Source organism: Cyanobium sp. Alchichica 3B3-8F6 (assembly GCF_024346435.1).
Lineage (GTDB): Bacteria > Cyanobacteriota > Cyanobacteriia > PCC-6307 > Cyanobiaceae > Cyanobium_A.
In genome coordinates, this window is record NZ_JAGQCZ010000011.1 from 62,447 (window position 1) to 88,742 (window position 26,296).

Annotated in this window: 24 protein-coding genes and 2 tRNA genes; 16 read left to right on the forward strand and 10 right to left on the reverse strand. The window is 65.9% G+C overall.

The genetic code is table 11. From position 1 onward, the window contains the following. From KBY65_RS10210 to KBY65_RS10225, 3 genes are all read right to left on the reverse strand, one after another. Window positions 1-1,197 (reverse strand): restriction endonuclease subunit S, encoded by a 1,197-nt coding sequence (locus tag KBY65_RS10210; RefSeq protein WP_255001519.1) that lies wholly within the window; start codon window positions 1,195-1,197, stop codon window positions 1-3. Next, window positions 1,190-3,250, reverse strand: coding sequence for a type I restriction-modification system subunit M (locus KBY65_RS10215; protein WP_255001520.1), 2,061 nt, complete (start codon window positions 3,248-3,250; stop codon window positions 1,190-1,192). The genes KBY65_RS10210 and KBY65_RS10215 overlap by 8 nt, the downstream gene beginning before the upstream one ends. A gap of 576 nt (window positions 3,251-3,826) precedes the next feature. Beyond that, window positions 3,827-3,897, reverse strand: a tRNA-Cys gene (locus KBY65_RS10225). A gap of 44 nt (window positions 3,898-3,941) precedes the next feature. Here KBY65_RS10225 and KBY65_RS10230 point away from each other — a divergent pair. Continuing rightward, the gene (locus KBY65_RS10230; RefSeq protein ID WP_255001522.1) at window positions 3,942-5,192 is read left to right on the forward strand and encodes a lipid-A-disaccharide synthase-related protein; all 1,251 of its coding nucleotides are present in this window, start codon (window positions 3,942-3,944) and stop codon (window positions 5,190-5,192) included. Between the two features lie 28 nt (window positions 5,193-5,220). Continuing rightward, complete coding sequence (locus tag KBY65_RS10235; RefSeq protein ID WP_255001523.1) at window positions 5,221-5,478, forward strand: hypothetical protein; 258 nt, start codon at window positions 5,221-5,223, stop codon at window positions 5,476-5,478. A 19-nt stretch (window positions 5,479-5,497) separates the two neighbouring features. On the opposite strand, the gene KBY65_RS10240 is transcribed toward KBY65_RS10235, so the two are convergent. Then, the gene (locus KBY65_RS10240; protein ID WP_254987913.1) at window positions 5,498-6,175 is read right to left on the reverse strand and encodes a ribonuclease D; all 678 of its coding nucleotides are present in this window, start codon (window positions 6,173-6,175) and stop codon (window positions 5,498-5,500) included. A 68-nt stretch (window positions 6,176-6,243) separates the two neighbouring features. Here KBY65_RS10240 and KBY65_RS10245 point away from each other — a divergent pair, with 68 nt between their 5' ends. Beyond that, window positions 6,244-6,795 carry a cofactor assembly of complex C subunit B gene (locus KBY65_RS10245; RefSeq protein WP_094560017.1) on the forward strand — a complete coding sequence of 184 codons (552 nt, stop codon included), beginning with the start codon at window positions 6,244-6,246 and terminating at the stop codon, window positions 6,793-6,795. Window positions 6,796-6,814: 19 nt separating this feature from the next. Beyond that, on the forward strand, window positions 6,815-7,654 hold the full coding sequence (locus KBY65_RS10250) for a dehydrogenase (RefSeq protein ID WP_255001524.1): 840 nt from the start codon (window positions 6,815-6,817) through the stop codon (window positions 7,652-7,654). Here the strand turns inward: KBY65_RS10250 and hemF are convergent. Next, the gene (gene hemF, locus KBY65_RS10255; RefSeq protein WP_255001525.1) at window positions 7,581-8,648 is read right to left on the reverse strand and encodes an oxygen-dependent coproporphyrinogen oxidase; all 1,068 of its coding nucleotides are present in this window, start codon (window positions 8,646-8,648) and stop codon (window positions 7,581-7,583) included. The two genes, KBY65_RS10250 and hemF, sit on opposite strands and share 74 nt — an antisense overlap. A gap of 149 nt (window positions 8,649-8,797) precedes the next feature. Here hemF and KBY65_RS10260 point away from each other — a divergent pair, with 149 nt between their 5' ends. The 8 genes from KBY65_RS10260 to KBY65_RS10295 all read left to right on the forward strand — a co-directional run bounded on the left by KBY65_RS10260 (window position 8,798) and on the right by KBY65_RS10295 (window position 19,351). Then, complete coding sequence (locus KBY65_RS10260) at window positions 8,798-9,889, forward strand: Mrp/NBP35 family ATP-binding protein (RefSeq protein ID WP_255001527.1); 1,092 nt, start codon at window positions 8,798-8,800, stop codon at window positions 9,887-9,889. Between the two features lie 5 nt (window positions 9,890-9,894). Continuing rightward, a complete protein-coding gene (rodA, locus tag KBY65_RS10265) occupies window positions 9,895-11,172 on the forward strand; it encodes a rod shape-determining protein RodA (protein ID WP_255001528.1) in 1,278 nt (425 codons plus the stop codon). Then, entirely contained in the window at window positions 11,166-12,536 is a 1,371-nt protein-coding gene (locus tag KBY65_RS10270; protein ID WP_255001539.1) for a sensor histidine kinase, read from the forward strand. The genes rodA and KBY65_RS10270 overlap by 7 nt, the downstream gene beginning before the upstream one ends. 106 nt (window positions 12,537-12,642) lie before the next feature. After that, window positions 12,643-13,074, forward strand: coding sequence for a photosystem I reaction center subunit II PsaD (locus tag KBY65_RS10275; protein ID WP_094560023.1), 432 nt, complete (start codon window positions 12,643-12,645; stop codon window positions 13,072-13,074). 64 nt (window positions 13,075-13,138) lie between these two features. Continuing rightward, window positions 13,139-14,692 (forward strand): anthranilate synthase component I family protein, encoded by a 1,554-nt coding sequence (locus tag KBY65_RS10280; protein WP_255001529.1) that lies wholly within the window; start codon window positions 13,139-13,141, stop codon window positions 14,690-14,692. After that, on the forward strand, window positions 14,689-15,879 hold the full coding sequence (gshA, locus tag KBY65_RS10285) for a glutamate--cysteine ligase (protein ID WP_255001530.1): 1,191 nt from the start codon (window positions 14,689-14,691) through the stop codon (window positions 15,877-15,879). Before KBY65_RS10280 ends, gshA begins: the two co-directional genes overlap by 4 nt. 32 nt (window positions 15,880-15,911) lie before the next feature. Continuing rightward, on the forward strand, window positions 15,912-18,872 hold the full coding sequence (gene ppc, locus KBY65_RS10290) for a phosphoenolpyruvate carboxylase (protein ID WP_255001531.1): 2,961 nt from the start codon (window positions 15,912-15,914) through the stop codon (window positions 18,870-18,872). Window positions 18,873-18,892: 20 nt separating this feature from the next. After that, entirely contained in the window at window positions 18,893-19,351 is a 459-nt protein-coding gene (locus tag KBY65_RS10295; RefSeq protein ID WP_255001532.1) for an N-acetyltransferase, read from the forward strand. Window positions 19,352-19,358: 7 nt separating this feature from the next. Here the strand turns inward: KBY65_RS10295 and KBY65_RS10300 are convergent. Then, window positions 19,359-19,432, reverse strand: a tRNA-Arg gene (locus KBY65_RS10300). 49 nt (window positions 19,433-19,481) lie between these two features. Here KBY65_RS10300 and recF point away from each other — a divergent pair. Together recF and speD are read left to right on the forward strand one after the other, a co-directional pair. Then, window positions 19,482-20,609 carry a DNA replication/repair protein RecF gene (gene recF / locus KBY65_RS10305; protein ID WP_409996641.1) on the forward strand — a complete coding sequence of 376 codons (1,128 nt, stop codon included), beginning with the start codon at window positions 19,482-19,484 and terminating at the stop codon, window positions 20,607-20,609. Between the two features lie 53 nt (window positions 20,610-20,662). Next, window positions 20,663-21,169 (forward strand): adenosylmethionine decarboxylase, encoded by a 507-nt coding sequence (gene speD / locus KBY65_RS10310; RefSeq protein ID WP_094560029.1) that lies wholly within the window; start codon window positions 20,663-20,665, stop codon window positions 21,167-21,169. Here the strand turns inward: speD and larE are convergent. Continuing rightward, window positions 21,147-22,034 carry an ATP-dependent sacrificial sulfur transferase LarE gene (gene larE / locus KBY65_RS10315; RefSeq protein WP_094560030.1) on the reverse strand — a complete coding sequence of 296 codons (888 nt, stop codon included), beginning with the start codon at window positions 22,032-22,034 and terminating at the stop codon, window positions 21,147-21,149. The two genes, speD and larE, sit on opposite strands and share 23 nt — an antisense overlap. Window positions 22,035-22,097: 63 nt before the next feature. Here larE and KBY65_RS10320 point away from each other — a divergent pair, with 63 nt between their 5' ends. Further along, on the forward strand, window positions 22,098-23,246 hold the full coding sequence (locus tag KBY65_RS10320) for a cob(I)yrinic acid a,c-diamide adenosyltransferase (protein ID WP_094560031.1): 1,149 nt from the start codon (window positions 22,098-22,100) through the stop codon (window positions 23,244-23,246). A 9-nt stretch (window positions 23,247-23,255) separates the two neighbouring features. On the opposite strand, the gene moeB is transcribed toward KBY65_RS10320, so the two are convergent. Beyond that, a complete protein-coding gene (gene moeB, locus KBY65_RS10325; protein ID WP_094560111.1) occupies window positions 23,256-24,428 on the reverse strand; it encodes a molybdopterin-synthase adenylyltransferase MoeB in 1,173 nt (390 codons plus the stop codon). 11 nt (window positions 24,429-24,439) lie between these two features. Then, window positions 24,440-24,913 (reverse strand): M67 family metallopeptidase, encoded by a 474-nt coding sequence (locus KBY65_RS10330; protein WP_255001533.1) that lies wholly within the window; start codon window positions 24,911-24,913, stop codon window positions 24,440-24,442. 48 nt (window positions 24,914-24,961) lie between these two features. Here KBY65_RS10330 and KBY65_RS10335 point away from each other — a divergent pair, with 48 nt between their 5' ends. Beyond that, a complete protein-coding gene (locus KBY65_RS10335; RefSeq protein WP_369802029.1) occupies window positions 24,962-25,360 on the forward strand; it encodes a CAAD domain-containing protein in 399 nt (132 codons plus the stop codon). Here KBY65_RS10335 and KBY65_RS10340 read toward each other — a convergent pair. Continuing rightward, a complete protein-coding gene (locus KBY65_RS10340) occupies window positions 25,357-26,262 on the reverse strand; it encodes a fructosamine kinase family protein (protein ID WP_233128542.1) in 906 nt (301 codons plus the stop codon). The genes KBY65_RS10335 and KBY65_RS10340 overlap by 4 nt on opposite strands. Window positions 26,263-26,296 lie beyond the last annotated feature (34 nt).

Genomic DNA, 26,296 nt, shown 5'->3' on the forward strand with positions numbered 1-26,296 from the left:
TTAGACTCTGACCCTCTTGCGACCTGAGAGGAGATCGCCTGAAATCGCTTTTTTAATTGCACCCAATCCAGAGATCTCAGTAGCAATCGCAAAAGACAAATCCTTCGTTGATGTGATGCGCTTTACGAATTTCTCCTGGACGCTTAATTCAGGGACTGGAATTGGGAATGACTTTAGTTGGGTGCTGTTGATTGAGGCGAGGTTTGTTGTTTGCTTTGCGCATCCAAGAAAGTAATTCTTGCTATGCGATGACTTCAAGTACAGGGACAGGAACTCAGGCATGAGTCGCTCTGAGCATCTAACGGCAAACACATGGTTCTGGTGTAGGCATTCCTTGATTTCCTCGTGCCAGATCACGCCTCTACCCACCTTGTCAAGGTCGCCTCCTTCGTTTATTAGCACATCACCCTTCTGAAGCATGTATCTTTCTATCCTTCCTCTGTCTATGCTGATCATCTTTATTTCGCTTAGGTCAAGGTATCCATCTTGCACATTGGCGACTCTCATGTAGGGCATTTCAACCATGTCCCCTTCGTTGTTGGAATTCTTTGCGACTCCAGTCCTGATCTCGGCGTTCTCCTCAAGTGCTGATGGTTCTCCTTTGTCATGCAACTCTTGAGCAAATTCTTCTGTCAGTGAGAACTGAAGCGAGTCAAGTTTTTGTGCTTTGCACTTCAGTTTTGCTATGGCGCCGTCAATCCCAGAGAGTATCTCGGCGATCTTCTTCTGCTCGGGGAGTGGGGGGACTATGAAAGGGAAAGATCGGACATTGCTTCCAGATACTTCAAGGAATGTGCTCCCCGCCGCCAATTGATATAACTCTGCCCTTCTATGTCTGATCTGGTGTAGGGCAAACCAGTTGTCAAGTTCATTGCCGCATCTGAGCGACTGAAAACCCTGATTAGTACATATCTCTATTTGGGTAATTGCAGCGAATCCAATTGATGCCCTGCTGGTCATCAGGATGGTCCCTGGAGGGTGAAGTTTTGCTCCACTGCTTTGCAGTCCTAAATCGCTAATTTGTTCCTTTGAGCGATCTGCCGTTTGTCCGTCTTTGGCAACGACTTCAGACGGGGTGATCCAGTAGTGATTATTTCCCCAGAATGCGGGCACATCCCTGGTTGGTGTTCCTCCCCCTACAACTTCAGCAACCTCCCCAAGTGGCAAAACTCTCCAATCAGATGGATACTCACTCATATCCCAACTCCTTCAGGAACCCGTGCATCACTGCTTCTGCTTCCTTGACCTCAGCATCAATCTGAGCGAGTGAGACCCCGTACTTCTCCCACCATCGCTCAAACTGCTGAATCATCGCATCAGAAGCGTCTCCTAAGTGCTGACGGATCTGGGACTTCTCCTGAATGTCATCCCTGAACTTCAAATACTCACCATCCTTGGGAACCAAGACCACACTCACATCAAATCCTTCAAGGATCTCCTGGATGTACTCGCTCTGAATCTCTTTGATCGGCACTCCACCATGAAGAATCCCACGAACATCAAAGGGTTCAGGCGGTGGTGAGGTGTCTGCGTACCGACGGATGTTCAGGTTGTGATCGTTTTCCCGTATCTCCTCAATCGGCACTACCCGTGAGAACCGCTTGATTTCGTTGTAGGCGTCAAAGCATCCCACCACCTTCTCAATGTCTTCGTCTCTCAGAAGGTTTTGGTTCTTGCCCTCCTGGTAGTCCAGTTCAGCGTTGATGAAGAGCACCTTCCCACGCCGTTCCACCTTCTTGTTCTTGTTGATGATCAGAAGTGCCGCAGGGATCCCCGTGCCATAGAACAATCCTGACGGCAGACCAATGACTGCTTCCACCAGATCGTCTTCCAGGATGCCCTTACGGATTTCGCCTTCCTGACCACCACGGAACAAGACCCCGTGAGGCACCACCACACCCATGACGCCTTCTTGATTGAGTGAAGCGATCATGTGCTGAACGAATGCCAGGTCCCCTGCATCCTTAGGGGGAATGCCGAAGCGATACCTGCCGTACCCATCGTGTTCTGCTCGTTCCCGACCCCAGTTCTTCAAGGAGAAAGGTGGATTGGCGATCACACGATCAAATCGCATCAGTTCGCCATTTTCCACATGCTGTGGATCGCCAAGAGTGTCTCCCTTGCGAATGTCTGCGTTGAAGAACCCGTGCAGGAACATATTGAGTTTGCAGATCGCCCAGGTGCTCAGGTTCATCTCCTGCCCGAACAAACTGATGTTCTGTTCGTTCTCCCCGTGCTTCGCCAGATAGTTCCGTGATTGAAGCAGCATTCCGCCTGAACCACAGGTCGGATCCAGCACTCTCATTCCCGCATGAGGTTTGATGAGTGCCACCAGCAGTTGCACTACCTCACCAGGGGTATAAAACTCACCTCCTTTCTTGCCCGCAGAGTCAGCGAACATTTTGATCAGGTATTCGTAGGCAGCACCCAGAAGGTCAGGACGCTCAAAGTCCTCTGTTCTCAATCGGAACTGCGAATAGTGAGAAAGTAGGTCCCTAAGTTTTCCGTCGTTCAGTTTGTTCTTGATGTTGAAGTCAATCGCACTCAGTACCCCTTCAAGCGTCGGATTCTGCTCCTCAATCGCTTCGGTTGCCTTGTTCAGTTCAGCACCGATGTCGTGCTTGAGGTCCTTGAGGTTTTTCCAGCGACCCTTCTCAGGCACATAGAAGGTCTTGTCGTACTCGTCTTCGTCCTCTGCCAGTGCCTCTGCTTGCTCCTGGGTCTTGCCCTTATCCAGGTAGTACTGGATCACGCCTTCCTGTGCCTCATCAAAGGCATCGGACAGACGCTTCAGGAACAGCATCCCGAAGATGTAGTCCTTGAATTCCGAGGCATCCATGCTTCCCCGCAGGATGTCGGCACTCTTCCAAAGGAACGACTCCAGTTGGGAGAGGGTCAGTTTCTGCCCGATCTGGAAGGTGGGTTCTGGTGTGACCCCATTGCCTCCACTGGAACGGCGGGGTGTGGGTGTTGAGGGTGCTTCGTAGCGACTGCCTCCAGGGATTCCTTCCTCCAGTCCAATGGCACCACCACGACCACGACCCTTACGGATCATTCCCAGGGCGAGTGCTCTCTCCTTGACTGCCTCGTACTCCTCTTCGCTGATCTGCCTCTCTGCTACCCGACTCAGTGCCTCCCGTGCCGACATGTTCCCGATGGTGGTGCCGTCACCAGGAAGCACCTCCAGCAGCAGGTCGCCCAGGTCCTCGTCGTCTGCTTCGGTTGCGCCGATGGTCGCTGAGTCGGTCACTCGGTCTGGTCACTTCCGCCCATTCTCGCCTGTGGGACTGGGTCTTGCCTGTTATGCGGTTCTCGCATAGTTCTTGGCGACTGCCTCGGCGATAAGGGACTCAATGGACTCCTTGACCCCACCACCCGACCGCGACTAGTACAGGTGTATCCGCCCGCCAGTGATGCCTGCTGTCCGCCCTGTGCCACCTGCCGCTCCCGCTGAAGAGTGGGAGTTCCTTGAGTGGAATGTCCTCAAACCTTCCCGCTCCTCAAGCGTTTGTATGACCTGTCAGCACTTCCGCTACGAGGTCGGCAGGCACTGCGTCACCCTGCTGACCTGTCCGATTCACCAAGGTCTGATTCCTCAGGGGGAGCATCTGACCAAGCGGTGCTCTCAGTGGGTGGCACGATGAACAAATGAAAACCGACTCCGTTGGCAAGAACGGGGTGGAAAAGCGAATAAGTGGCATATCAAAACTTGCCAACCGACTTGCCAACCGTTTGGCGGATGACGAATCCAACAAAATTGCCACATCCACGCCTGTTTTTTAGTGCTAGGCACTAAGAAAGAGGCGCTATACACTCTTTAGAGCAAAGGCGGCACCCAGATTCGAACTGGGGGTAAAGGATTTGCAATCCTCTGCCTTACCACTTGGCCATGCCGCCGCACAGGGAGCAAACTCCCTGCAGCGGATCGTATCAGCCATGGCATGTCCTCCCGTCTGCTGGTTCTGAGCAACGGCCACGGGGAGGATCTGATCGCCCAGCGCGTGCTGCAGGCCCTGCGGCAGCGGCGGCCCGATCTGATCGTGCGGGTGCTGCCCCTGGTCGGGCTGGGGGAGGCCTTCGCCGCCGACGAAGCCGCTGGCCATCTGCAGCGGCTCGGCCCCCAGCTGCAGCTCCCCAGCGGCGGCTTCAGCAACCAGAGCCTGCGGGGCCTGGCCCGCGACCTGGCCGCCGGCCTGCCCCTGCTGAGCTGGCGGCAGCTACGCCTGGTGCGCGTCTGGGCCCGCCAGGGCGATCCGGTGCTGGCCGTCGGCGACCTGCTGCCCCTGCTGCTGGCCTGGAGCAGCGGCGGCCGTTTCGGCTTCATCGGCACCCCCAAAAGCGACTGCACCTGGGCCTCGTCAGGGCCACCCGGCTGGCGCCCCTCGCCCCTGGCGGATGCCTACCACCGCTGCAAAGGCAGCGAATGGGATCCGTGGGAATGGGCCGTGATGGGCAGCCGGCGCTGCCGGCTCGTGGCCGTGCGCGACAGGCTCACCGCCCGCGGGCTACGCCGCCATGGGGTGGCGGCCCTGGCTCCCGGAAACCCGATGATGGATGGCTTCCCCCACGCCCCTCTGCCGGCCTGGCTGCAGAGCCAACGGCGCCTCATCCTGCTGGCCGGCAGCCGCCTGCCCGAATCCCTCGCCAACGCCCGCCGGCTGCTGGGCTGCCTGGCGCTGGGGCAGCCGCCCGATCCGGCGGTGGTGCTGGTGGCCTCAGGCTCAGCCCCCAGCGCGGCAGCCTGGGCCCAGCTCCTGAAGAGTGGGGGCTTCACCCCGATGCCCCTGAGCGCGGAAGCGGCCGCCATCGGCGCCAGCGCCAGCTGGGGAAGGGGCCGCTGGCAGCTGCTGCTGGGCCAGCACAGCTTCAGCCGCTGGGCGAGCTGGGCCGAACTGGGCCTGGCCACCGCCGGCACCGCCACCGAACAACTGGCGGGGCTGGGGGTGCCGTCGCTGTCGCTGCCGGGCCCAGGTCCGCAGTTCAAGGCGGGCTTTGCCCGCCGCCAGAGCCGGCTGCTCGGCGGCGCCGTGCAGCCCTGCCAGAGCCCGGAGCATCTGGTCCGGCGGCTGCAGGAGTTGCTCGAGGATCCCCACGAACGGGCGCGGCGCGCAGCCTGGGGCCGCCGCCGCATGGGGCCAGCCGGCGGCAGCGCTCGGCTGGCTGCGTTGGTGGAGCAGCGCCTGCTGGGATGATGCGGCCATCCTCTGCCTCTGCGCTGCCATGGCCGGCATTCCTGATCGGGCCTACAACGCCGCCTGCGGCAAGTTGGCCAGCCAGTTGGGCATCAGCCTGGCGGCCGCCCGCCGCAAGGTGGATGTGAAGGCCTCCCAGCAGGGGCTCCGGGAGACGGCCGCCAAGCTGGCCCTGGCCGAGCAGATGCTGGAGGAGGCCCAGGGCAGCGGCGCCAACCACCACGAGCTGCTCACCTCCCTGCTGGAGGCGGTGGGCAACGACGAGAACTTCATGGTTGAAGACTGACGCGCCGCCCAGGCGGGGCTCAGCGATTCCCGCCTGTGGAGTGCTCGAACAGCAGGTGGAAGCGCTGGCGATCGAGATCGGCGAACACCGGAAGACAGCCGAAGCAGCGCTGAGCCAACTCCCAGCGCTCCTCGCGCTTGAGCATGGTTTCCAGCCGGTCCCGGGCCGGCAGCAGGTAGCGCACATCCCCGGCGGCATAGGCCAACTGGGCATCGGAGAGATCTTCAACCCGGCCCCAGTCGGAGCTCTGGGCCTGCTTGTCGAGCTCAACGCCCACCAACTCCTGCACCACCTCCTTGAGACCGTGGCGAGGGCTGTAGGTGCGGCCCAGGCGGCTGGCCACCTTGGTGCAGAAGATCGGGTTCACCGTGATGCCGAGGTTTTCGGCCAGGGCGGCCACATCGAAGCGGGCGAAGTGGAACACCTTCTCGATCGCCGGGTTTTCCATCAGCGCCTGGAGCCGGGGCGCCTCGCTCTGGCCCCGGGCCAGACGGATGCAGCACACGTTGTCGTGGTCGTCGCAGATCTGCACCAGGCAGAGGCGATCGCGGCCGTGGATCAGGCCCATGGCTTCGGTGTCCACCGCGAGGGCCCGCGCACCGGCAAACAGGGCGGCCCACTCCGCGTCGAGGTCAGCATCGAACACGGCGAAGCGGGCGGGGGCCGGCAGGTTGCTGGGGGCGGATGGGGCGGCCATGCGGAGGGAACAAGTGCGCCCCCATGCTGGCAAGCCACGGCCCCCCGGCTGGCGGCACAATGGGGGGGATGGCCAACCTCGGCTCCACCCTGCTGCTCACCCTGCTCCTGGCCATTGGCCTGGTGTTCTTTTTGCGGGCTGCCAGCAAAGACCGCACCACCGTGGTGGACGTGCGCTCGTCGCGGCCGCCTCTGGAGGTGCTGACCCGGCTCACCGAGTGGCTGCAGCAGCGCGGCTGGCAGACCGAATCGAGTGATCCAGAGCGGCGTCACCTGCGCTTCCGCGCCGAAGTCGCCGCCAGCCCCTGGCTGGCTGTTCTGCTGTCGGTGCTCGGGGCCGTGGGGGCCGCCTGCCTCGGGCTGGTTCTGCGGCAATTGCTGCCCCAACTGGGCTGGTGGCCGCTGCTGCTGGCGCTGCTGGGCCCGGCGGCGGGCCTGATCTACCGCAACCGGGCGATGCGGGCCGAAACCCTGGAGCTGCGCCTGATCAGCCACGACAGCGCCACCGGCAGTGCCCTGCGGCTGCGGGCCCACCGCGACGAGCTGATCGCCCTTGAGCTGGAACTGGGCCCCCAGCTGGGTCTGTTCAGCGACGGCAAGCTGCTCAGTTCCCCCATCTAGCCCTTCCACCAGCCCAGCCATGGATCGACGTCGGTGGGTTGGTGCCGTGTTGCTTGGGGCCCTCACCCTGGGCTCCGCCGCCGCCGCCCAGGCCCCGCTGCTGGCCAACCTGGATCCCCTGACTGGCCCCCGCAGCCGACTGAGCAAAGACTGGCTGGGCCAGGTCCCCTTGCCCAGCCGCACCGAAATCCTCGTGCTGGCCGGCCATGCCGACTCCCAGGGGATCGGCGGAGCCGGCACGGCAGGCGCCGCGGTCGATCTTGCCGGGGCCGCCCCGATGCAGCCCGGCATCCGCGATGAGCTCTACTGGAACCTGCTCACCGCCAAGGCGGTGGTGGCCCTGGGGCAGCAGCGCGGCCTGGCGATCCGCTTCTACGAACCACCCCTGCGCACGATCGCCAACGCCGACGATCCCCGCACCAACTGGAGCGTGGGCAAGGCCCATGCGGAGGCCGGTGGCTATGCCCTCGAAATCCACTACGACGCCTATGGCCCCGACGGGGTGGGGTCGGGCCTGATCCCACCGCTGCATCGCCCGCCCAGCCGCCTCGACGAAAGCCTGGCGATCGCCTTTGGCCCCTACCCCCTGCTTTACCGCAACGGCCTCGGGGCCCCCAGACGTGGAATTGCCATCCTGGAGATTGGCAAGCTGGAGGGCAGCCTGGAGGCGGCCCTGCGCAATCCCCGCAGACGCGATGCGGCGATCGCCGCGATTGCCGAGCGGGTGGTGAGTGCGCTGCAGCAGGGCCTTGCATCCGGCGCTGCGGAGCCTGAGGGTGTGGCGATCAGTCCACCGCCTGATGGGGGGCGCAGCGCCCCACAAGCGAGCCGTCCTTCAACCAATCCTGGGGGCGAGTGAACAGCTCGGTGAGCAGGGCCTCGCGGCTGCCAGGTTCTGGCTGGTAGCCGTATTCCCAGCGCACCAGCGGTGGTAGCGACATCAAAATCGACTCAGTGCGGCCATTGGTCTGCAAGCCGAAGATCGTGCCCCGATCGAACACCAGGTTGAACTCCACATAGCGGCCTCGGCGGTAGAGCTGGAAGTCGCGCTCGCGGGTGCCGAAGGGGGTGAACTGGCGCTTCTCGGCGATGGGCACATAGCTCGGCAGGAAGGCATTGCCGCAGGCGGAGGCCAGCTGGAACAACTGCTCCCAGCTCTGGTTCACCGCACCAACGGCCTGGCTGGCGGCCGCGGCCGGGCCACTCGGGTTCTGGCCCTTGTAGAGGACGCCGCGTGGATCCTGGTAGTCGTAGAAGATGCCGCCCACACCACGGGTTTCGCCGCGGTGCTTGAGGAAGAAGTATTCATCGCACCAGGGCTTGAACACCTCGTAATAGGCGGGGTTCACGCTGTCGCAGGCCCCCTTGAGGGTGCGGTGGAAATGCTTGGCGTCTTCCAGGAAGGGGTAGTAGGGGGTGAGGTCGGCGCCGCCACCAAACCACCACACCGGGCCCGCCTCGAAGTAGCGGTAGTTGAGGTGAACGGTGGGGATGTAGGGGTTGCGGGGGTGCAGCACCATCGAGGTGCCGGTGGCAAACCAGCGGTGGCCCTTGGCCTCGGGCCGCTGGCTCAGGATCGAGGGGGGCAGCTCGGAGCCTTCCACCTCGGAGAAATTGACGCCGCCCTGCTCAAACACGCGGCCCTGCTTGATCACCCGCGAGCGGCCGCCACCGCCCTCGGGGCGCACCCAGCTCTCCTCTTCAAAACGGCCGACGCCATCGAATTGCTCCAGGCCGGCGCAGATGGAGTCCTGCAGGCCCATCAGCAGAGCCTTGGCCCGCTGGCGCGAATCGGCCGGCGGGGCCTCCAGGGCCAGCTTGTTTTTGCCACGCGCCAGCAGGGCCTTGAGCATCGACAGTGCGCCGAAAGAGCGCCGGAAAGGTCTCACCATTTCAGGCCACCCCCCATCCACACAAGTGTTCGAGAGGGTCTGTCACGGCGAGGCCACAGCCAGGGCTTTGGCGGTGGCCCCTAGGATCGGAAGCCTTGTTCGCAACCCCGATGGCTTTTGTGGAGCAGGCCCTTGCCGCCCTCAACGCCGTCCAGGATGCGGGCAGCGGGCGCAGCCTGATGGAGCTGGGCTGGATTCAGGAGCCCCGGCTGGACGGCGATCGAGCCGTATTCCGGCTGGCCCTACCCGGCTTTGCCCAGAGCCAGCGCGACCGCATTGCCACCGAGGCTAGAGCCGCCCTGCTCGCCCTCGACGGCGTGAACGACGTGCAGATCGAACTGGCCCAACCCGCCGGCTCCGCCCCGATCGGGGCGGGCGGCCATGGCGCGGGCGGCCAGGGACAACTGCCAGAACGCCAGGCCATCCCGGGCGTCCGTCAGGTGATCGCCGTCAGCAGCGGCAAGGGGGGCGTGGGCAAGAGCACGGTGGCCGTCAACCTGGCCTGCGCCTTGGCCGCCTCCGGGCTGAAGGTCGGCCTGCTGGATGCCGACATCTACGGCCCCAACGCCCCCACCATGCTGGGGGTGGCTGACCGCACCCCCGAAGTGCGCGGCGAAGGCGCCCACCAGGTGCTCACCCCAATCGAGACCTGTGGCATCGCCATGGTGTCGATGGGGCTGCTGATCCAGGAGAACCAACCGGTGATCTGGCGGGGGCCGATGCTCAACGGCATCATCCGCCAGTTCCTCTATCAAGTGGATTGGGGCGAGCGGGATGTGCTGATCGTGGATCTGCCGCCCGGCACCGGTGACGCCCAGCTCACCATCGCCCAGGCCGTGCCGATGGCCGGGGCGATCATCGTCACCACCCCGCAGCAGGTGTCCCTCGCCGATGCCCGCCGCGGCCTGGCGATGTTCCTGCAAATGGGGGTGACCGTGCTGGGCGTGGTCGAAAACATGAGCGTCTTCATTCCGCCGGATGCTCCCGACAAGCGCTATGCCCTGTTTGGCAGCGGCGGCGGCGCCCGCCTGGCAGATGAAGCCGGCGTCCCCCTGCTGGCCGAATTACCCCTGGAGATGCCGGTTCGGGAAGGCGGCGATAGCGGCCGTCCCGTGGTGCTGAGCCATCCCGAGTCGGCCAGCGCCCAAACCTTCCTGGCCCTGGCTCAGCGCATCGGAGCCGCCCACCTGGTGCCAGCCTGAATCCGATGCTGGGCCAGTGGGGACGGCGAAAAAATCGATTCTTCGCCGGCCGCGGCCGGAAGAAGAGCCCTCTGACCGACGTCGACCTCATCCTCTGGGGGATCCCCTTGGCCATGGTGGCGCTGGCAGGGATCCTGATCGCCAGCACCCAGCGCCAGGCGGATTACGCCGATTGGTACCAGCACTGGGTGACGGCTGCAGTGGGCATGGTGGTAGCCCTGCTGCTGGCGCGACTGCCCCTGGAGAAAGTGGTGCAGTGGCAATGGCCGATCTTCGGAATCACCGTCTCCAGCCTGATTGCCGTGCGCTTCATCGGCACCACCGCCCTAGGAGCCCAGCGCTGGATCAGCATCGCCGGCTTCAATGTGCAACCCTCCGAATTCGCCAAGCTGGCTGCGATTCTGCTGCTGGCCAGTGTGCTGTCCCGCCACCCCGTGGAGCGACCGGTCGACCTGATCAGGCCCACTGCCGTGATCGCTCTGCCCTGGCTGCTGGTCTTCATCCAGCCCGACCTGGGCACATCCCTTGTCTTTGGGGCGCTGCTGCTGGTGATGCTGTTTTGGGCGGGGATGCCCTGGGCCTGGCTGGCCCTGCTGCTGGCGCCCCTGATCACCGCCATCTTGGCCGGCACGCAACCCTGGATTCTGCTGGCCTGGCTGCCCCTGGTGTCCTGGCTGGCCTGGAGCAGCCTGCCCTGGAAGCGGCTGGGCCTGGTGCTGGTTTTGGCTCTGCAAGGGCTGACCGCTGTTGTGACCCCCTGGCTCTGGATGAACGGGCTGAAGGACTACCAGCGCGACCGCCTGGTGCTGTTTCTCGATCCCACCAAGGACCCCCTGGGCGGTGGCTATCACCTGTTGCAGAGCACGGTGGGCATCGGTTCGGGCCAGATCTGGGGCACCGGATTGATGCGCGGCTCTCTGACCAAACTGCGCTTCATTCCTGAGCAGCACACCGATTTCATCTTCAGCGCACTGGGAGAAGAGCTGGGCTTCATCGGCTCGCTGCTGGTGGTGGTTGGCTTTGTTCTGCTGATGTGGCGGCTGCTGCAGATCGCCGGCCAGGCCCGCAGCGACGTCGAGTCGCTTGTGGTTGTGGGCATTGCCACGATGTTGATGTTTCAGGTGGTGGTGAACATCAACATGACCATCGGCCTTGGCCCTGTAACCGGCATCCCGTTGCCCTGGCTCAGCTACGGACGCTCCGCCATGCTCGTCAACTTCATCTCCCTTGGCCTGTGTGCCTCCGTGGCACGCCGGGGCCGCATCTCCCAGGGGCGCTGGTGAGCCTGGCCGACCTGCGACGCTGCCTGGCCGAGGGCGTGCCGGCCGGTGTCGGCAGCGAAGACACCGTGCGGCGCCAGTGGTGGGCAGCCCTGGCCACCCTGCAGGAGGACTTCCTGCTGCAGGGCCAGCCCCTCGACGGACTGTGGCTGGCCGCCCCCCTGCCCGCGCTCTACGAACCGGCCCTGTTGCAGCAGCTCCAGGGCTGGGTGTGGGCCCCGCGCGAGCTCGACGACTTGCTACCCGGCTCTGCCCCGCTGCTACCCGGAGCGGGTAGGGCCGCCAGCACGGGTGGGTTCCAGCGGCTGGTGCTGGAGGACGACGACGGCACCGATCCGCTGCTGCTGGTGATCACCCCCCAGCTGCAGGTGGCGCTCTGCCTGGATGGCCCGCCCGAAGGCCGGCGCCTGATCGTGCGCTTCGACCCGGCAGCTCTTTCGGAAGCTCTGCGGCTGATCCACGAACGGCTGCTGGCCCGCGACCCGGAAGCCTCGTCGTCGCTGCGCAGCGCCCTGCAACGGCTGGGCCCCCTGCGCAGCGACGACCAGCTGGGTCTGCGCTTCTGGCCGCGGATGGGCGAACGGCTGGCCGCGATGGCCCCCAGCCTCACCCTGCAACCCCTGGTGCACGGCGGCACAGCGCGGGATCGCCCCGGCGGCGACACCCCCCGGGCCATCAGCAGCGAACTGGCCCTGCTCGAGGCCCTCACCCATGAAGTGCGCACGCCGCTGGCCACGATTCGCACCCTGATCCGCTCTTTGCTGCGGCGCGGTGATCTCTCGCCTGTGGTGCGCCAGCGCCTGGAGCAGATCGACGGCGAATGCAGCGAGCAGATTGACCGGTTTGGGTTGATCTTTCTGGCGGCTGAACTGCAGCGGCAACCAGGCGGCGAGGCCACCCTCGAGAATCACGCCCTCGCCCGCACCGACCTCAGCCAGGTGCTGCGCCAGCACCAGGAGCTGTGGCAACGGCAGCTAGCCCGCCGGGGCCTGGAGCTGGAGCTGGAGATCGCCGCAGGCCTATCGCCGGTGCTGAGTGATCCGGCCCGCCTGGAAACCACGCTGGGCGGCCTGATCGACCGGTTCAGCCGCGGCCTGCCCAGCGGCAGCCGCGTGACCGTGAGCCTGCTGCCAGCGGGGTCACGGCTGAAGCTGCAACTCAGCAGCGAGGGCCACCGCCTCGAGGACACCGCCTCCGCAGAGGACAGTGAACAGCGGGAGTTGGTGGGGCCGGTGCTGAGCTGGAATCCAGCCACCGGCAGCCTGCAGCTCAGCCGCCAAGCCACCCAGCGGCTGTTCCATCGCCTCGGCGGCCGCCTGACGGAACGCAGCGGCAGCGGCCTCACCGTGTTCTTTCCCGTGTGCTGAAGATCCGACGGGAGGAGCCGTTTGTTGACGGGTGTGAAGAGTGGAGCAGAAGCCCCGATCCGGTCAAAAACACGGTGCTAGTTTCCGGCTGAAACGTTCGAAAGCCATGGCAGCGACGGTGCTCAGCGGTCAACTCCCGAAGTACATCGGCAGCACCGGCGGCCTGCTGAACTCTGCTGAAACTGAGGAGAAATACGCCATCACCTGGAGCAGCCCGAAGGAACAGGTGTTCGAGCTGCCCACCGGTGGCGCCGCCCACATGAATGAGGGCGAAAACCTGATGTATTTCGCCCGCAAGGAGCAGTGCCTGGCGCTCGGCACCCAACTGCGCACCAAGTTCAAGCCCCGGATCGAGGACTACAAGATTTACCGGATTTTCCCCGGCGGCGACACCGAGTTCCTGCACCCCAAAGACGGCGTCTTCCCTGAGAAGGTCAACGAAGGCCGCGCCATGGTGGGTCATAACCCCCGCCGGATCGGTGCCAACCCCAATCCCGCCAACCTCAAGTTCACGGGCAAGAACACCTTCGACGCCTGAGCAGCGTCGATCAACCCCCATAAAGGCGGGGCCAGGCGCCCCGTTTTTTTTGCCTGCCCGCCCGATGCCCAGCCCCGATCGCGATGGCCTTGCCCAGCAGGCGTTCCTCGAGGCGGTGGCGGCTGGCAACAGCTTCATTCCCCTCTGGAAGTGCTGGCCCGCCGACCTGGAAACACCGCTCACCACCTGGCTGAAGGTGGGCGCCCGCCACGACCACGGCGCACTGCTGGAGTCGGTGGAGGGCGGTGAGCGGATCGGCCGCTGGAGCTTCGTCGTCAGCGACCCCCTCTGGACCCTCACCAGCCGCGGGGAGCGCTCGGAGCGCCGCTGGCGCGACGGCCGCTGCGAGCCGTTGCAGGGCAACCCCTTTTCCTTGCTGCGCCAGTGCCTGGAGCCCCTGACCAGCGCCCCGATCCCCGGCCTGCCGCCGGTGGGGCAATTGTTTGGCTTCTGGGGCTATGAGCTGATCCGCTGGATCGAGCCGAGCGTGCCGGTGCACCAGGCCCCGGAGGGTGCTCCACCGGATGGCTGCTGGATGCTGGCCGACAGCTTGCTGGTGTTCGACCAGGTCAAGCGCCAGATCACCGCCGTGGCCTATGCCGACCTGAGCAGCGGCCAGGATCCCCAGGCCGCCTACGCCGCCGCCGCCGCCCGCATCGCCGCCCTGGAGGAGCGCATGCATGGGCCCCTGCCGGACTCCGTCACCCCCCTGCGCTGGCACGATGCCAGCGCCCGTGAAATCGCCAGCGCTCTCACCACCGGCAGCAACGTGGGCCAGGCAGCCTTCGAAGCCGCCGTGCGCCGTGGGGCAGAGCACATCGAAGCGGGCGATGTGTTCCAGCTGGTGCTGAGCCAGCGGCTGGAAACCCGGATCGAGCGCGATCCCTTCGAGCTCTACCGCAGCCTGCGGATGGTGAATCCATCGCCCTACATGGCGTTCTTCAACTTCGGCGGCTGGTATCTGATCGGCTCGAGCCCGGAGGTGATGGTGAAGGCCGAACCCACCGCGAATGGGTCTGTGAAAGCCTCCCTGCGGCCAATCGCCGGCACCCGCCCCCGTGGCGCCGATGAGGCCGAAGATCTAGCCCTGGAGGCCGACCTGCTGGCCGATCCCAAGGAACGGGCCGAGCACGTGATGCTGGTGGATCTGGGCCGCAACGACCTGGGCCGGGTCTGCCAGCCCGGCACCGTCCAGGTGAGCGATCTGATGGTGATCGAGCGCTATTCCCACGTGATGCACATCGTCAGCCAGGTGGAGGGGCTCCTGGCGCAGGGGCAAACGGTGTGGGATCTGCTGATGGCCTCCTTCCCGGCCGGAACCGTCAGCGGCGCCCCCAAGATCCGCGCCATGCAGCTGATCCATGCTCTGGAGCCGGATGCCCGCGGCCCCTATTCAGGGGTGTATGGCGGCGTCGACCTGGCCGGCGCCCTCAACACCGCCATCACCATCCGCACCATGGTGGTTCTGCCCCATCCCGAGGGGGGCTGGCGCGTGCAAGTGCAAGCCGGCGCCGGCGTGGTGGCCGATTCCAAGCCCGAAGCCGAATACCAGGAAACCCTCAACAAGGCCCGGGGCATGCTGAAGGCCCTGGCCTGTCTGCTGCCGGCCCAGCCATGAGCTCGCCTCTTTTGCTGAAGGGTTTTGAAGTGGAGCTGTACACCGGCCGGGCCGACGGCACGGTGGTGGGCTGCTCGGCCGAGGCGGCGGCGGCCCTGGAGGGCTTCGTGACCGAGCCGGACCACCGCAACCTCGAATACATCACCCCCCCGGATGCCAGCTACACCCGCCAGCTGCAGCTGCTGCTCGAGCCGCGCCAACGGCTGCGCCACTGGCTGGCCAGCCGCCAGCTCACCCTGCTGCCTGGCAGCACCCTGAGCCTGGGCGACAGCCACCGCTTCGAGCGCTCCGACCCCAACAACCTTTACCACGGCTACATCGAAACCACCTACGGCACCAAGGTGGTGACCGCCAGCGTGCACATCAACCTGGGGCTGAGCAGCGCCCCCGAACAGATGGACAGCCTGTTTGCCGGGCTGCGGCTGATGCGCTGCGAGGCGGCCCTGCTGCTGGCCCTCAGTGCCAGCTCACCGTTTCTCGATGGGGCCGCCACCGGCGCTCACTCCCAGCGCTGGCTGCAGTTTCCGCTGACGCCCGCGGATGTGCCGCTGTTTGTGGACCACCAGCACTACATCCGCTGGATGGGGCAGCAACTGGAGCTGGGCACGATGCAGAACGTGCGCCACCTCTGGACGTCGGTGCGGCCCAATGGCGACAACCGGCCCCACGACCTCAACCGGCTGGAGATCCGCATCTGCGATCTGGTGACCGATCCGCTGGTGCTGCTGGCGATCACGGCCTACGCCGAACTGCGCTTGCAGCAGTTGTTGCGCGACCCGAAGCGCAACGACCCACTGCAAACAAGCCGGCTGAGCCCCGCCAAACTGGCCAAGCTGGCGGATGCCAACGACCGCGCCGCAGCCCGTTCCAGCCTGGAGGCCACGCTGCATCACTGGCGCGACGGGGCGCCGGTGACCGCCCGCCACTGGCTGCGCGAACACCTGGCGGAGCTGACGCCCCTGGCCGATGAGCTTGGCCTGAGCGCCGTGCTGGCCCCCCTGCAGAACGTGCTCGACAACGGCAATCAAGCCATGCGCTGGCTGGCGGGTCTGGAGGCCGGCCTCTCCATCGAGGAGCTCCTCAGCCGGGAGATCCAGGCAATGGCCGACCAGGAAACAGCCCTGCAGGAGGCGACTGGACTGCTGGACGCAACTGGCACAGTCGGAGGGCCGAGTCCTTTGGGATGATCATGGATCTTCTTGCTGCCGATCCGGCTCCCATGCGGCAGTCCACGCCCACCCCGCCCGCCTCGCAACGGGTCACCCGCCTGCTGGGCGAGCGACTGGAGCTGGTCGAAGACCTGTGGGAAACCGTGCTGCGCAGCGAATGCCCCCCCGGGCAGGCGGAGCGGCTGCTGCGCCTGAAACACCTCAGCGACCCCAGTGAAGGGGAAGACAGCACCGGCGGCGATGCCAGCAGCGCGATCGTGCAGCTGATCCGGGAGATGGATCTGGCCGAAGCGATCGCTGCGGCCCGGGCGTTCTCCCTCTATTTCCAACTGGTCAACATTCTCGAGCAGCACATCGAGGAGGACAGCTACCTCGACAGCCTCAAAAACCAGGACAGCTGCCCCAGCGACCCCTTCCTGCCGGCCCTGGCGAACCAGACCGACCCCGCCACCTTCCGCCAGCTGTTCGAGCGGCTGCGCAGCCTGAATGTGCCTCCAGCCCAGCTGGAAAACCTGCTGCGCACCCTTGATCTGCGGCTGGTGTTCACGGCCCATCCCACCGAGATCGTGCGCCACACGGTGCGGCACAAACAGCGGCGGGTGGCCACCCTCATCCAGAAGCTGGAGCAGGGCAGCGGCCTCAACAGCCTGGAGCGCCAGAGCCTGCGGCTGCAGCTGGAGGAGGAGATCCGGCTGTGGTGGCGCACCGACGAACTGCACCAGTTCAAACCCACGGTGCTCGATGAGGTCGACTACGCCCTGCACTACTTCCAGCAGGTGCTCTTCGATGCCATGCCGCAGCTGCGCGACCGGATTCGCGCCGCCCTGAAGGTCAGCTACCCGGACGTGGAGCCGCCGCGGGATGCGTTCTGCACCTTCGGTTCCTGGGTCGGTTCCGACCGGGACGGCAACCCCTCGGTCACCCCCGACATCACCTGGCGGACCGCCTGCTATCAGCGACAGCTGATGCTGGAGCGCTACATCAAGGCGGTGACGGAGCTGCGCGACCAGCTCAGCATCTCGATGCAGTGGAGCCAGGTGAGCCCGGCCCTGCTCGAATCGCTGGAGATGGACCGGCTGCGCTTCCCCGAGATCTACGAGGAACGGGCGGCCCGCTACCGACTCGAGCCCTACCGGCTCAAGCTCAGTTACACCCTGGAGCGGCTGCGGCTGACCCACCAGCGCAACCAGCAGCTGGCCGATGCGGGCTGGGAATCACCCTGTGACGGCAGTGCCCCGCCGCCGCCGATGGGGGGCAGCTTGACGCCCCCAGCCTCCCAGGAGCTTCACTACAGCACAGTCGATGAGTTTCGCAACGACCTAGAGCTGATCCAGGACAGCCTCGAAGGCACCGGCCTCAGCTGCGAGTTGCTGCAGCACCTGATCAGCCAGGCCCAGATCTTCGCCTTCTGCCTGGCCAGCCTCGACATCCGCCAGGAGAGCACCCGCCACAGCGACGCCCTCGACGAACTCAGCCGCTACCTGCAGCTGCCCGTGCCCTACGGGGAGATGGACGAGCAGCAGCGGGTGGAGTGGCTGCTGACGGAGCTGCAGACCCGCCGGCCCCTGCTGCCGCCCGCAGCCCAGTGGAGCGCTGCCGCGGCGGAAACCTTTGCCGTGTTCCGCATGCTGCAGCGGCTGCAGCAGGAATTCGGCTCCCGCATCTGCCGCACCTATGTGATCTCGATGAGTCACACGGTGTCCGACCTGCTGGAGGTGCTGCTGCTGGCCAAGGAGGCCGGCCTGGTCGACCCGATGGCCCAGAAAGCCGGCTTGCTGGTGGTGCCGCTGTTTGAAACGGTCGAAGATCTCCAGGGGGCCCCGGCGGTGATGGGCACCCTGTTCCGCCATCCCTTCTACCGGGCTTTGCTGGCCAGCGATGGCGGCCAGCCCCTGCAGGAAGTGATGCTGGGCTACTCCGACAGCAACAAGGATTCCGGCTTCCTCTCCAGCAACTGGGAGATCCACAAAGCCCAGATCGCCCTGCAGCGGCTGGCGATCGAGCACGGGATCGCCCTGCGCATCTTCCACGGCCGCGGCGGCTCGGTGGGCCGGGGCGGCGGTCCTGCCTACCAGGCGATCCTGGCCCAGCCCAGTGGCACCCTCAGCGGCCGGATCAAGATCACCGAGCAGGGAGAGGTGCTCGCCTCGAAATACTCCCTACCGGAGCTGGCGCTCTACAACCTGGAGACGGTTACCACCGCCGTGCTGCAGAACAGCCTGGTGAGCACCCCCGTCGACGACACCCCCAGCTGGAATGACCTGATGGGCCGGCTGGCGGCCCGTTCCCGCGACCACTACCGGGCCCTGGTGCATGACAATCCCGACCTGGTGGCCTTCTTCCAGCAGGTGACGCCGATCGAAGAGATCAGCAAACTGCAGATCTCCAGCCGCCCGGCCCGCCGCAAAGGTGGCGCCAAAGACCTCTCAAGCCTGCGGGCCATTCCCTGGGTGTTCGGCTGGACCCAGAGCCGCTTCCTGCTGCCCAGTTGGTTTGGGGTGGGGGCCGCCCTGCAGGAGGAGCTGCACCAGGACCCCGGCCAGATGGAGCTGCTGCGGTTGCTGTATCAGCGCTGGCCGTTCTTCCGCATGCTGGTCTCCAAGGTCGAGATGACCCTCTCCAAGGTTGATCTGGATCTAGCCCACCACTACGTCCAGGTGCTGGGCCGCAGCGAACACCGCGAAGCCTTTGAGCACATCTTCCAGGTGATTGCAGCCGAATTCGTGCTCACCAGGGATCTGGTGCTGGCGATCACCGGCCACAGCCGGCTCCTGGATGGCGATCCGGCGCTGCAGCTGTCGGTGGATCTGCGCAACCGCACGATCATTCCCCTGGGCTTCCTGCAGGTGGCCCTGCTGCGGCGGCTACGCGACCAAAACCGCCAACCACCGATGAGCGAAGCGGCCGCCGCCGCAAGCGACGATGGCCGCACCTACAGCCGCAGCGAACTGCTGAGGGGGGCCCTGCTCACCATCAACGGCATCGCGGCGGGCATGCGCAACACCGGCTAAACCCAGCTCTGGACTCCCTCTTGATCCCCTTCCGCAGCCAGCCCCCAGCCCCACGTCTGCGGGAGGGCTATCGCCTGCTGGCCGAAGGGGCGCCCAGCCCTGAATCCCTCAACCGACTCCTGGTGGCTAGTGGCGATCAGCCGCGCCCGGCCGAGCGCTGGCAGCGGGTGCTGGAGTGCAGCCTCTGGCACCTGGCCGTAGCCGCCCCCGATGGGCAGCTGGTGGGCTTCGTGCGGGCCACCAGTGATCTGGCCCTCAACGCCAACCTCTGGGACCTCTGTGCCGATCCAGCCGATCCTGGCCAGAGCGAGATCCTGGCGGTGCTGGTGCATGGCGCCCTGGGACGGCTGCGCCGGGAGCTGGCGGGGTGCAGCATTTCCCTCTCGGCACCACCGGAAGCCCTCACGGCACTGGAGCGCTATGGCTTTGCCGTGGATCCCGGAAGGATCCGGGCGATGGGCCTCATCTTGAAGGCCTGATTGCAAACGAGCATGGAGGGACTCGAACCCCCGACCCTCAGAACCGGAATCTGATGCTCTATCCAACTGAGCTACATGCCCAAGGCCGAACCTCGGTGGGCTTACCTTAACCGCTCACCGCGTCTGACCCATCCGGCTGCACCGCCTGGAGCTGCTGCGTTTTCGCAATATCAGTCGACTGGAGCTGGCCCTGGAAGCTCCCCGGCTGCTGGTGATTGGTGCCAACGGCGAGGGCAAATCCAATCTGCTCGAGGCTGTGGAGTTGCTGGGTTGCCTGCGCTCCCACCGCACCGGCAGCGACCGCGACCTGATCCAGCACGGGGAGTCGAGCAGCCAGGTGCGAGCCGCCACCGGCAACGGTGATCTGCTGCAGCTCCACCTGCGCCGCAGCGGCGGGCGCACCGCCCAGCGCAATGGCAAGGTGCTGGAGCGTCAGCTCGACCTGCTGGGCTCCCTGCGCTGCGTGGGCTTCAGTGCCCTCGACCTGGAGCTGGTGCGCGGTGAACCGGCCGGTCGCCGCCAGTGGCTGGACCGGGTGGTGCTGCAACTGGAGCCTGTCTATGGCGATCTGCTGAGCCGCTATGGCCGGCTGCTGCGCCAACGCAGCCAGCTGCTGCGGCGCAGCCTGGGCGGCGGCACGCTGCAGGCCCTGCTCGACACCTTCGATCTGCAGATGGCCGTGATCGGCACCCGCCTGCACCGGCGCCGCTTCAGGGCCATTCAGCGCCTGGAGCCCCTGGCCGCCGCCTGGCAGCAACGGCTGAGCGGCGGTCGCGAACAGCTGCAGCTGCACTACCAGAGCGGCACCGCACTCAGCGGCGAGGACGAGGAAGAGCCCTGGCGCCAGGCCCTGCTCGAGCAATTGCAGCAGCAGCGCAGCGAGGAGCTGCGTCTGGGCCAGTGCACGGTGGGCCCCCACCGCGACGAACTGGGGCTGAGCCTGGCGGACCAGCCGGCGCGCCGCTACGGCTCGGCAGGCCAGCAGCGCACCCTGGTGCTGGCCCTCAAGCTGGCCGAACTGGAACTGGTGGGCACGGTGCTGGGGGAGCCCCCCCTGCTGCTGCTCGACGATGTGCTGGCCGAACTCGATCCGGTGCGGCAACAACTGCTGCTGGAGGCCGTGGGCGAGGGCCACCAGTGTCTGGTGAGCGCCACCCACCTGGGGGCCTTTAGCGGCGGCTGGCAGGCCCAGAGTCAGGTGGTGCAGATGCGCGCCGGGTTGCTCGAAGGGGGCGGAGAGATTGCAGCAGAGCCCTAGGCACTTTCACCGGTCCCACCACGTATGGTGGTCGACTTGTCCGGTCGGATTCGATGACCCAGACCCTGCCCTGCCTCCACCCGAACCCGGGATGGACCGAGGCCTCCGCAGCGACCAACCCAGCTGCCCCCCTCCCCCACCAGGTTTCCGATACGGTCGGGAAGCACTGCATTCTCGAGCTCTACGGCTGCGATAGCGCCCGGCTCGACGACGAAGCTTTCCTCAGGGACACCATCACCGCAGCAGCGAAGCGTGCCGGTGCCACCCTGCTCAACCTGATCACCCACCGTTTCGAACCCCAGGGCGTGACGGGGCTGGCCCTGCTGGCCGAGTCGCACATCTCGATCCACACCTGGCCCGAATCGGGCTATGCCGCGGTTGATGTGTTCACCTGCGGCGACCACACCATGCCCGAGAAGGCCTGCGCTGTGCTCGCCGAAGAGCTCGCCGCCAACGACCACAAGCTCACCAGCTTCCTTCGCGAAACGCCTACGGCCATCGCCGGCAGCCTGCGTGATCCGCTGCGGGATCAGGCCTTCACCGCTGCGGTGACGCTCTGAACCTGGACTGAGCCCCCGGGCTGAGGTCGCGGTTCAGCTTGCCGCTCACCAGCCCTTCGAGGTCGAGGCCCACGGCGCTGAAGCCCAAGGCCCGAAAGGCCGCCACCAGCGCCTGCCGCGGGGTGGCCTCGACCCAGAAACTCAGGGCTTCTGCCAGCTGATCGGCAGGCAGCTCAATACGGGCGGTCTGCCCCTGGGAGCGCACCCGCACCTGGGGCCAGCCGGCGGCTAGCAGCCAGGCTTCGGCTGCCGCCACCCGCTGCAACCGCTCCGCCGTGATCGGCTCGCCGTAGGGAAACCGCGACGCCAGACAGGGCTGAGCCGGCTTGTCCCACCAGGGCAGCCCCAGAGCCCGGGAGAGCTGGCGCACCCCTGCCTTATCGAGGCCCACTTCGGCCAGGGGGGAGCGCACGCCGAACTCCCGGGCGGCCTGGATGCCGGGCCGGTGGTCACCGAGGTCGTCGGCATTGACGCCATCGACCACGGTCGCGCCATCGGCCGCCGCCGCAATCGGCGCCAACAGGCGGTGCAACTCCCGCTTGCAGGCGTAGCAGCGCTGCTCGGGATTGCTGGCATAGGCGGGATCCTCCAGCTCCGCCGTGGCGATCTCGCGGTGGCGGATCCGCAACCAGCGGGCCTGCTCCTGAGCCTCGGCCCGCAGATGGGGGGCCAGGGCGGGCGACACCCCGGTGATGGCCAGAGCCGCCTCGCCCCGCTGCTCCACGGCTAGGGCCGCCACCAAGGCACTGTCGACGCCACCGGAATAGGCCACCACCACCTGATCGAGGGCCGCCAGCTGCTGACGCAGGGCGGTCAGAGCTGCGTCCAGCGGCGGCGCCAGCGGTTCAAGCAGGGAGAAGTGCATCAAGCCCGGAATCCAGCCCCGATCCTGGCAACCCCAACCCAACGGCGCCGGTAACATCGCCCCATGAGCAGCACCCAGACGCCGCAGCGGGGTACGGGCCGGGGCATCGGCATCCGCACGGCGGCCGGCAGCGATGAGCGGGCCCATGGCCAGCTGCACGTGTACGACGGCGACGGCAAAGGCAAGAGCCAGGCCGCCCTGGGGGTGGTGCTGCGCACGATTGGCCTAGGCATCTGCGAGCAGAAACGCACCCGGGTGTTGCTGCTGCGCTTCCTCAAAGGGCCCGGCCGGGCCTACGACGAAGATGCCGCCATCGAGGCCCTGCAGCAGGGTTTCCCCCATCTGATCGACCAGGTGCGCACCGGCCGCGGGGACTTCTTCAGCGCCGAGGAGGTGACCAAATTCGACCGGCAGGAGGCCCAGCGCGGCTGGGACATCGCCAAGGGCGCCATCGCCAGCGACCTCTACTCCGTGGTGGTGCTCGATGAGCTCAACCCGGTGCTGGACCTGGGGCTGCTGGACATCGACGATGTGGCCCGCACCCTGGCGGCCAAACCCGGGGGTATGGAAGTGATCTGCACCGGCCGTGGCGCCCCCCGCCCGCTGGTGCAGCTGGCCGACTTGCACTCCGAGATGCGGGCCCACCAGGGGCCCGGTGGCCTCGATGGCGTGGAGATCTACACCGGTGAGGGCAAGGGCAAATCCACCAGTGCCCTGGGCAAGGGGCTACAGGCCATCGGCCGGGGCATCTCCCAGGACAAAAGCCACCGGGTGCTGATCCTGCAGTGGCTCAAAGGCGGCGCCGGTTACACCGAAGATGCCGCCATCGCCGCCCTGCGCGAGAGCTATCCCCACCTGGTAGATCACCTGCGCTCGGGGCGCGACGCGATTGTGTGGCGCGGCCAGCAGCAGCCGATCGACTACATCGAAGCGGAGCGCGCCTGGGAGATCGCCCGGGCCGCGATCTCAAGCGGCCTCTACAAAACCGTGATCCTCGATGAGATCAACCCCACGGTGGATCTGGAGCTGCTGCCGGTGGAGCCGATCGTGCAGACCCTGCTGCGCAAGCCCGCCGAAACCGAAGTGATTCTCACCGGGCGCTGCAAAAACCGACCCGCCTACTTCGACCTGGCCTCTGTGCACTCCGAGATGGTGTGCCACAAGCACTACGCCGAGCGCGGCGTCGACCTCAAGCGCGGGGTGGATTACTGAAGGCGAGGCTTAATAGCGCGGCAGGCTCGGGTCCACCTCCTGGCTCCAGGCGTCGATGCCGCCGGACACATTGACGCCCTCAATGCCGTGGCGCCCCAGGGCGATGAGCGCTTTGGCGCTACGGCCGCCCAGCTTGCAGTGCACGTAAATCTTCTTGCCGGCCGCCAGGTTGCGGATCTGATCGATCGCCACGCCGCTTTCGATCTGGTCCAGCGGCACCAGCACTGATCCAGGAATCACGGCGATGTCGGCCTCGGGCGGATTGCGCACATCCACCAACAGGATGTCCTCCACCTGGCCATCGATGATGGTTTTGAGCTCGGCCACGGTAATGCTGGGAACCGAGCCCGCTTCTTCCTGGCCGGGGGCGCTGCCGCCCACGCCGCAGAACTCCTGATAATCAATGAGCTTGTCGATCACCGGCCGCTCGGGGTTGGGCCGCAGCTTCAGCTCCCGAAACTTCATGCCCAGAGCATCGAACAACAGCAGGCGGCCGCTGAGGGTGGTGCCGATGCCGGTGATGATCTTCACCGCTTCGGTGGCCTGGATCACGCCGATGATCCCGGGCAGCACGCCCACCACGCCGCCCTCGGCGCAGGAGGGCACCATGCCAGGCGGCGGCGGCTCCGGGAACAGGTCGCGGTAGTTGGGGCTTTCGGCATCCAGGTTGAACACCGTGGCCTGGCCCTCGAAGCGGAAGATCGAGCCGTACACATTGGGCTTGCCCAGCAGCACGCAGGCATCGTTCACCAGGTAGCGGGTGGGGAAGTTGTCCGTGCCATCGCAGACGATGTCGTACGGGCGGATGATCTCCAGGGCGTTGTCGCTGGTGAGGGCCGTTTCGTAGAGATCCACCTGGCAATGGGGGTTGATCTCGAGGATGCGGGCCTTGGCCGATTCGATCTTGGGCTTGCCCACCCAGCTGGTGCCGTGAATCACCTGGCGCTGCAGGTTGGAGTGATCCACCACGTCGAAATCGACGATGCCGATCCGGCCCACACCGGCCGCAGCTAGATACAGCAAAAGCGGCGAGCCGAGGCCACCCGTGCCCACGCACAGCACCGAAGAGGCCTTGAGCCGCTTCTGCCCTTCCATGCCCACCTCGGGCAGGATCAGGTGCCTGGCAAAACGGGCCACCTCATCGGGGCTGAGCTGAACGCCGCTGGTGTCGGGAGGAAGCATGGCCTCTTGGATCAGCTCTCCATTCTCCATGGCAAGCGCTGGGGCTGGGCGGGAGGCTCCGGCAACCACCAGGCCACCAGCTCCTGGTCCTGGTCCTGGTCCTGGTCCTGGTCCTGGTCCTGGTCGCGCCCCAGGATCAGCATGAGCGCCGGCTGCAGCGTGAGGTAGCGGTCGGTGCTGGAAGGCACCGCAGGACTGCAGGGATGGCTGTGGGCCGCCCCCAGCACCTCCAGCCCCCGCGGTCGCCCCCACTTCTGCGCCAACAGCTGCTCGCGGGGATCGATCGCGAAGCGACGGCAGCGCTCGCCAGGCACCGGCCAGACGTTGCAGCAGGGCCAGATCCAGTCCAGCTCCCAGCCATCATCCAGCCGCTTGCCGAGCAGCAGGGCACATCCCTCCTGGGGTGCAGCGGACACCAGGATCTGGCGCAGAACGGTGAGCAGGCCCAGACCCGAGCTGAGCTGCGCTGGCGCTTGGGAGGTCACACCGATACCTTATGGAGCATTCCACACATCAGCCCCTCCACCTGGTCCATGAGCGATATGACCCCCGATGCGACTGAGCAGGGCACGGCCACTGGGACTGCCACTGACGTGGAGACAGGAGCACCCTCCAGCTCCACCGAGGTGAGCTTCAGCGAGCGCTATAGCGAAATCCTGACGAAGGTGAACAGCACCCTCGACCAGGTGGACTGGAATCAGATGGGCCGGATCGGCAAGGCCACCGGCGTGATCCTGGCTGTGATCGTGGCCCAGATCCTGATCAAAGGCGTGCTCGACACCATCAACCTGCTGCCCGTGGTGCCCGGCCTGCTCGAACTGCTCGGCTTGGTGGTGGTGGGCCAATGGAGCTGGCACAACCTCACCACCAGCGAAAAGCGCAATGCTGTGGTGGCCAAGGTTCAGAACCTCCGCAAGGAGTATCTGGGCTAATCCAGCAGAGCATCGATGCAAGCCTGGGCGCGGTGGCCGTAGCCGCCGCCAAACAGGTTGGCGTGGTTCAGCAGGTGGTACAGGTTGTAGAGGGAGATTCGCCCCCCGGCACAGGGCTCCAGCGGCCAGCCATCGGCATAGCCGTTGAAAAAGGCGGGCGGGAAGCCCCCGAACAGCTGCGCCATCGCCAGGTCCACCTCCCGATCCCCCCAGTAGCAGGCCGGATCAAAGATCGCCCCGCGCCCATCGGCCAGCAGGGCCGCATTGCCGCCCCACAGATCACCGTGCACCAGCACCGGCCTACAGCCATGGCTGTTCAACCCATGCGGCACCCGTTCCAGCAGCGCCTGGGCTCCGCGTAGGGGCTGCCCGCGGCGAGCCGCCCAGGCCAGCTGGGGCGCCAGACGGCATTCGGCAAAAAACAGCCCCCAATCGCTCCGCCAACCATTGGGCTGGGGGGCTGAACCCAGGAAGTTGTCGGCCGGCCAGCCATAGCCCAGGGCAGGGGCGCAGCTGGCGCTGGAGCGATGCAATCCGGCCAACCCCTGGCCGAGCGCGAACCAGGCCTTCTCTTGAGCCGCGGCGCCAACCGGTCCGCCGAGCTCCAGCCAGCCCAACACCAATACGGCCTGCTCACCCTCCACGCCCCAGGCCAGGGGCTCGGGGATCACCAGGCCCGTTGAGGCATGCCGAGCCAGCTGCTGCAGCCCCTCGGCTTCCGCCTCCAGCAGGGGCAGACAGGCGGCCGTGTTGGTTTTGGCAAACACAGTGCCACCGCCCGCGAGCTCGAGGCGCCAGGCGCTGTGGATGCAGCCACCGCCCACCGGCGTGCGGCCCACCACAACCTGCCCCAGCTGGCGGTGCAGCCACAGGTTGAGGGGATCTGGGGGCTCAGCCGCCACAACGCGCTGCGGATCAGGCACCTGCCAGCATGCC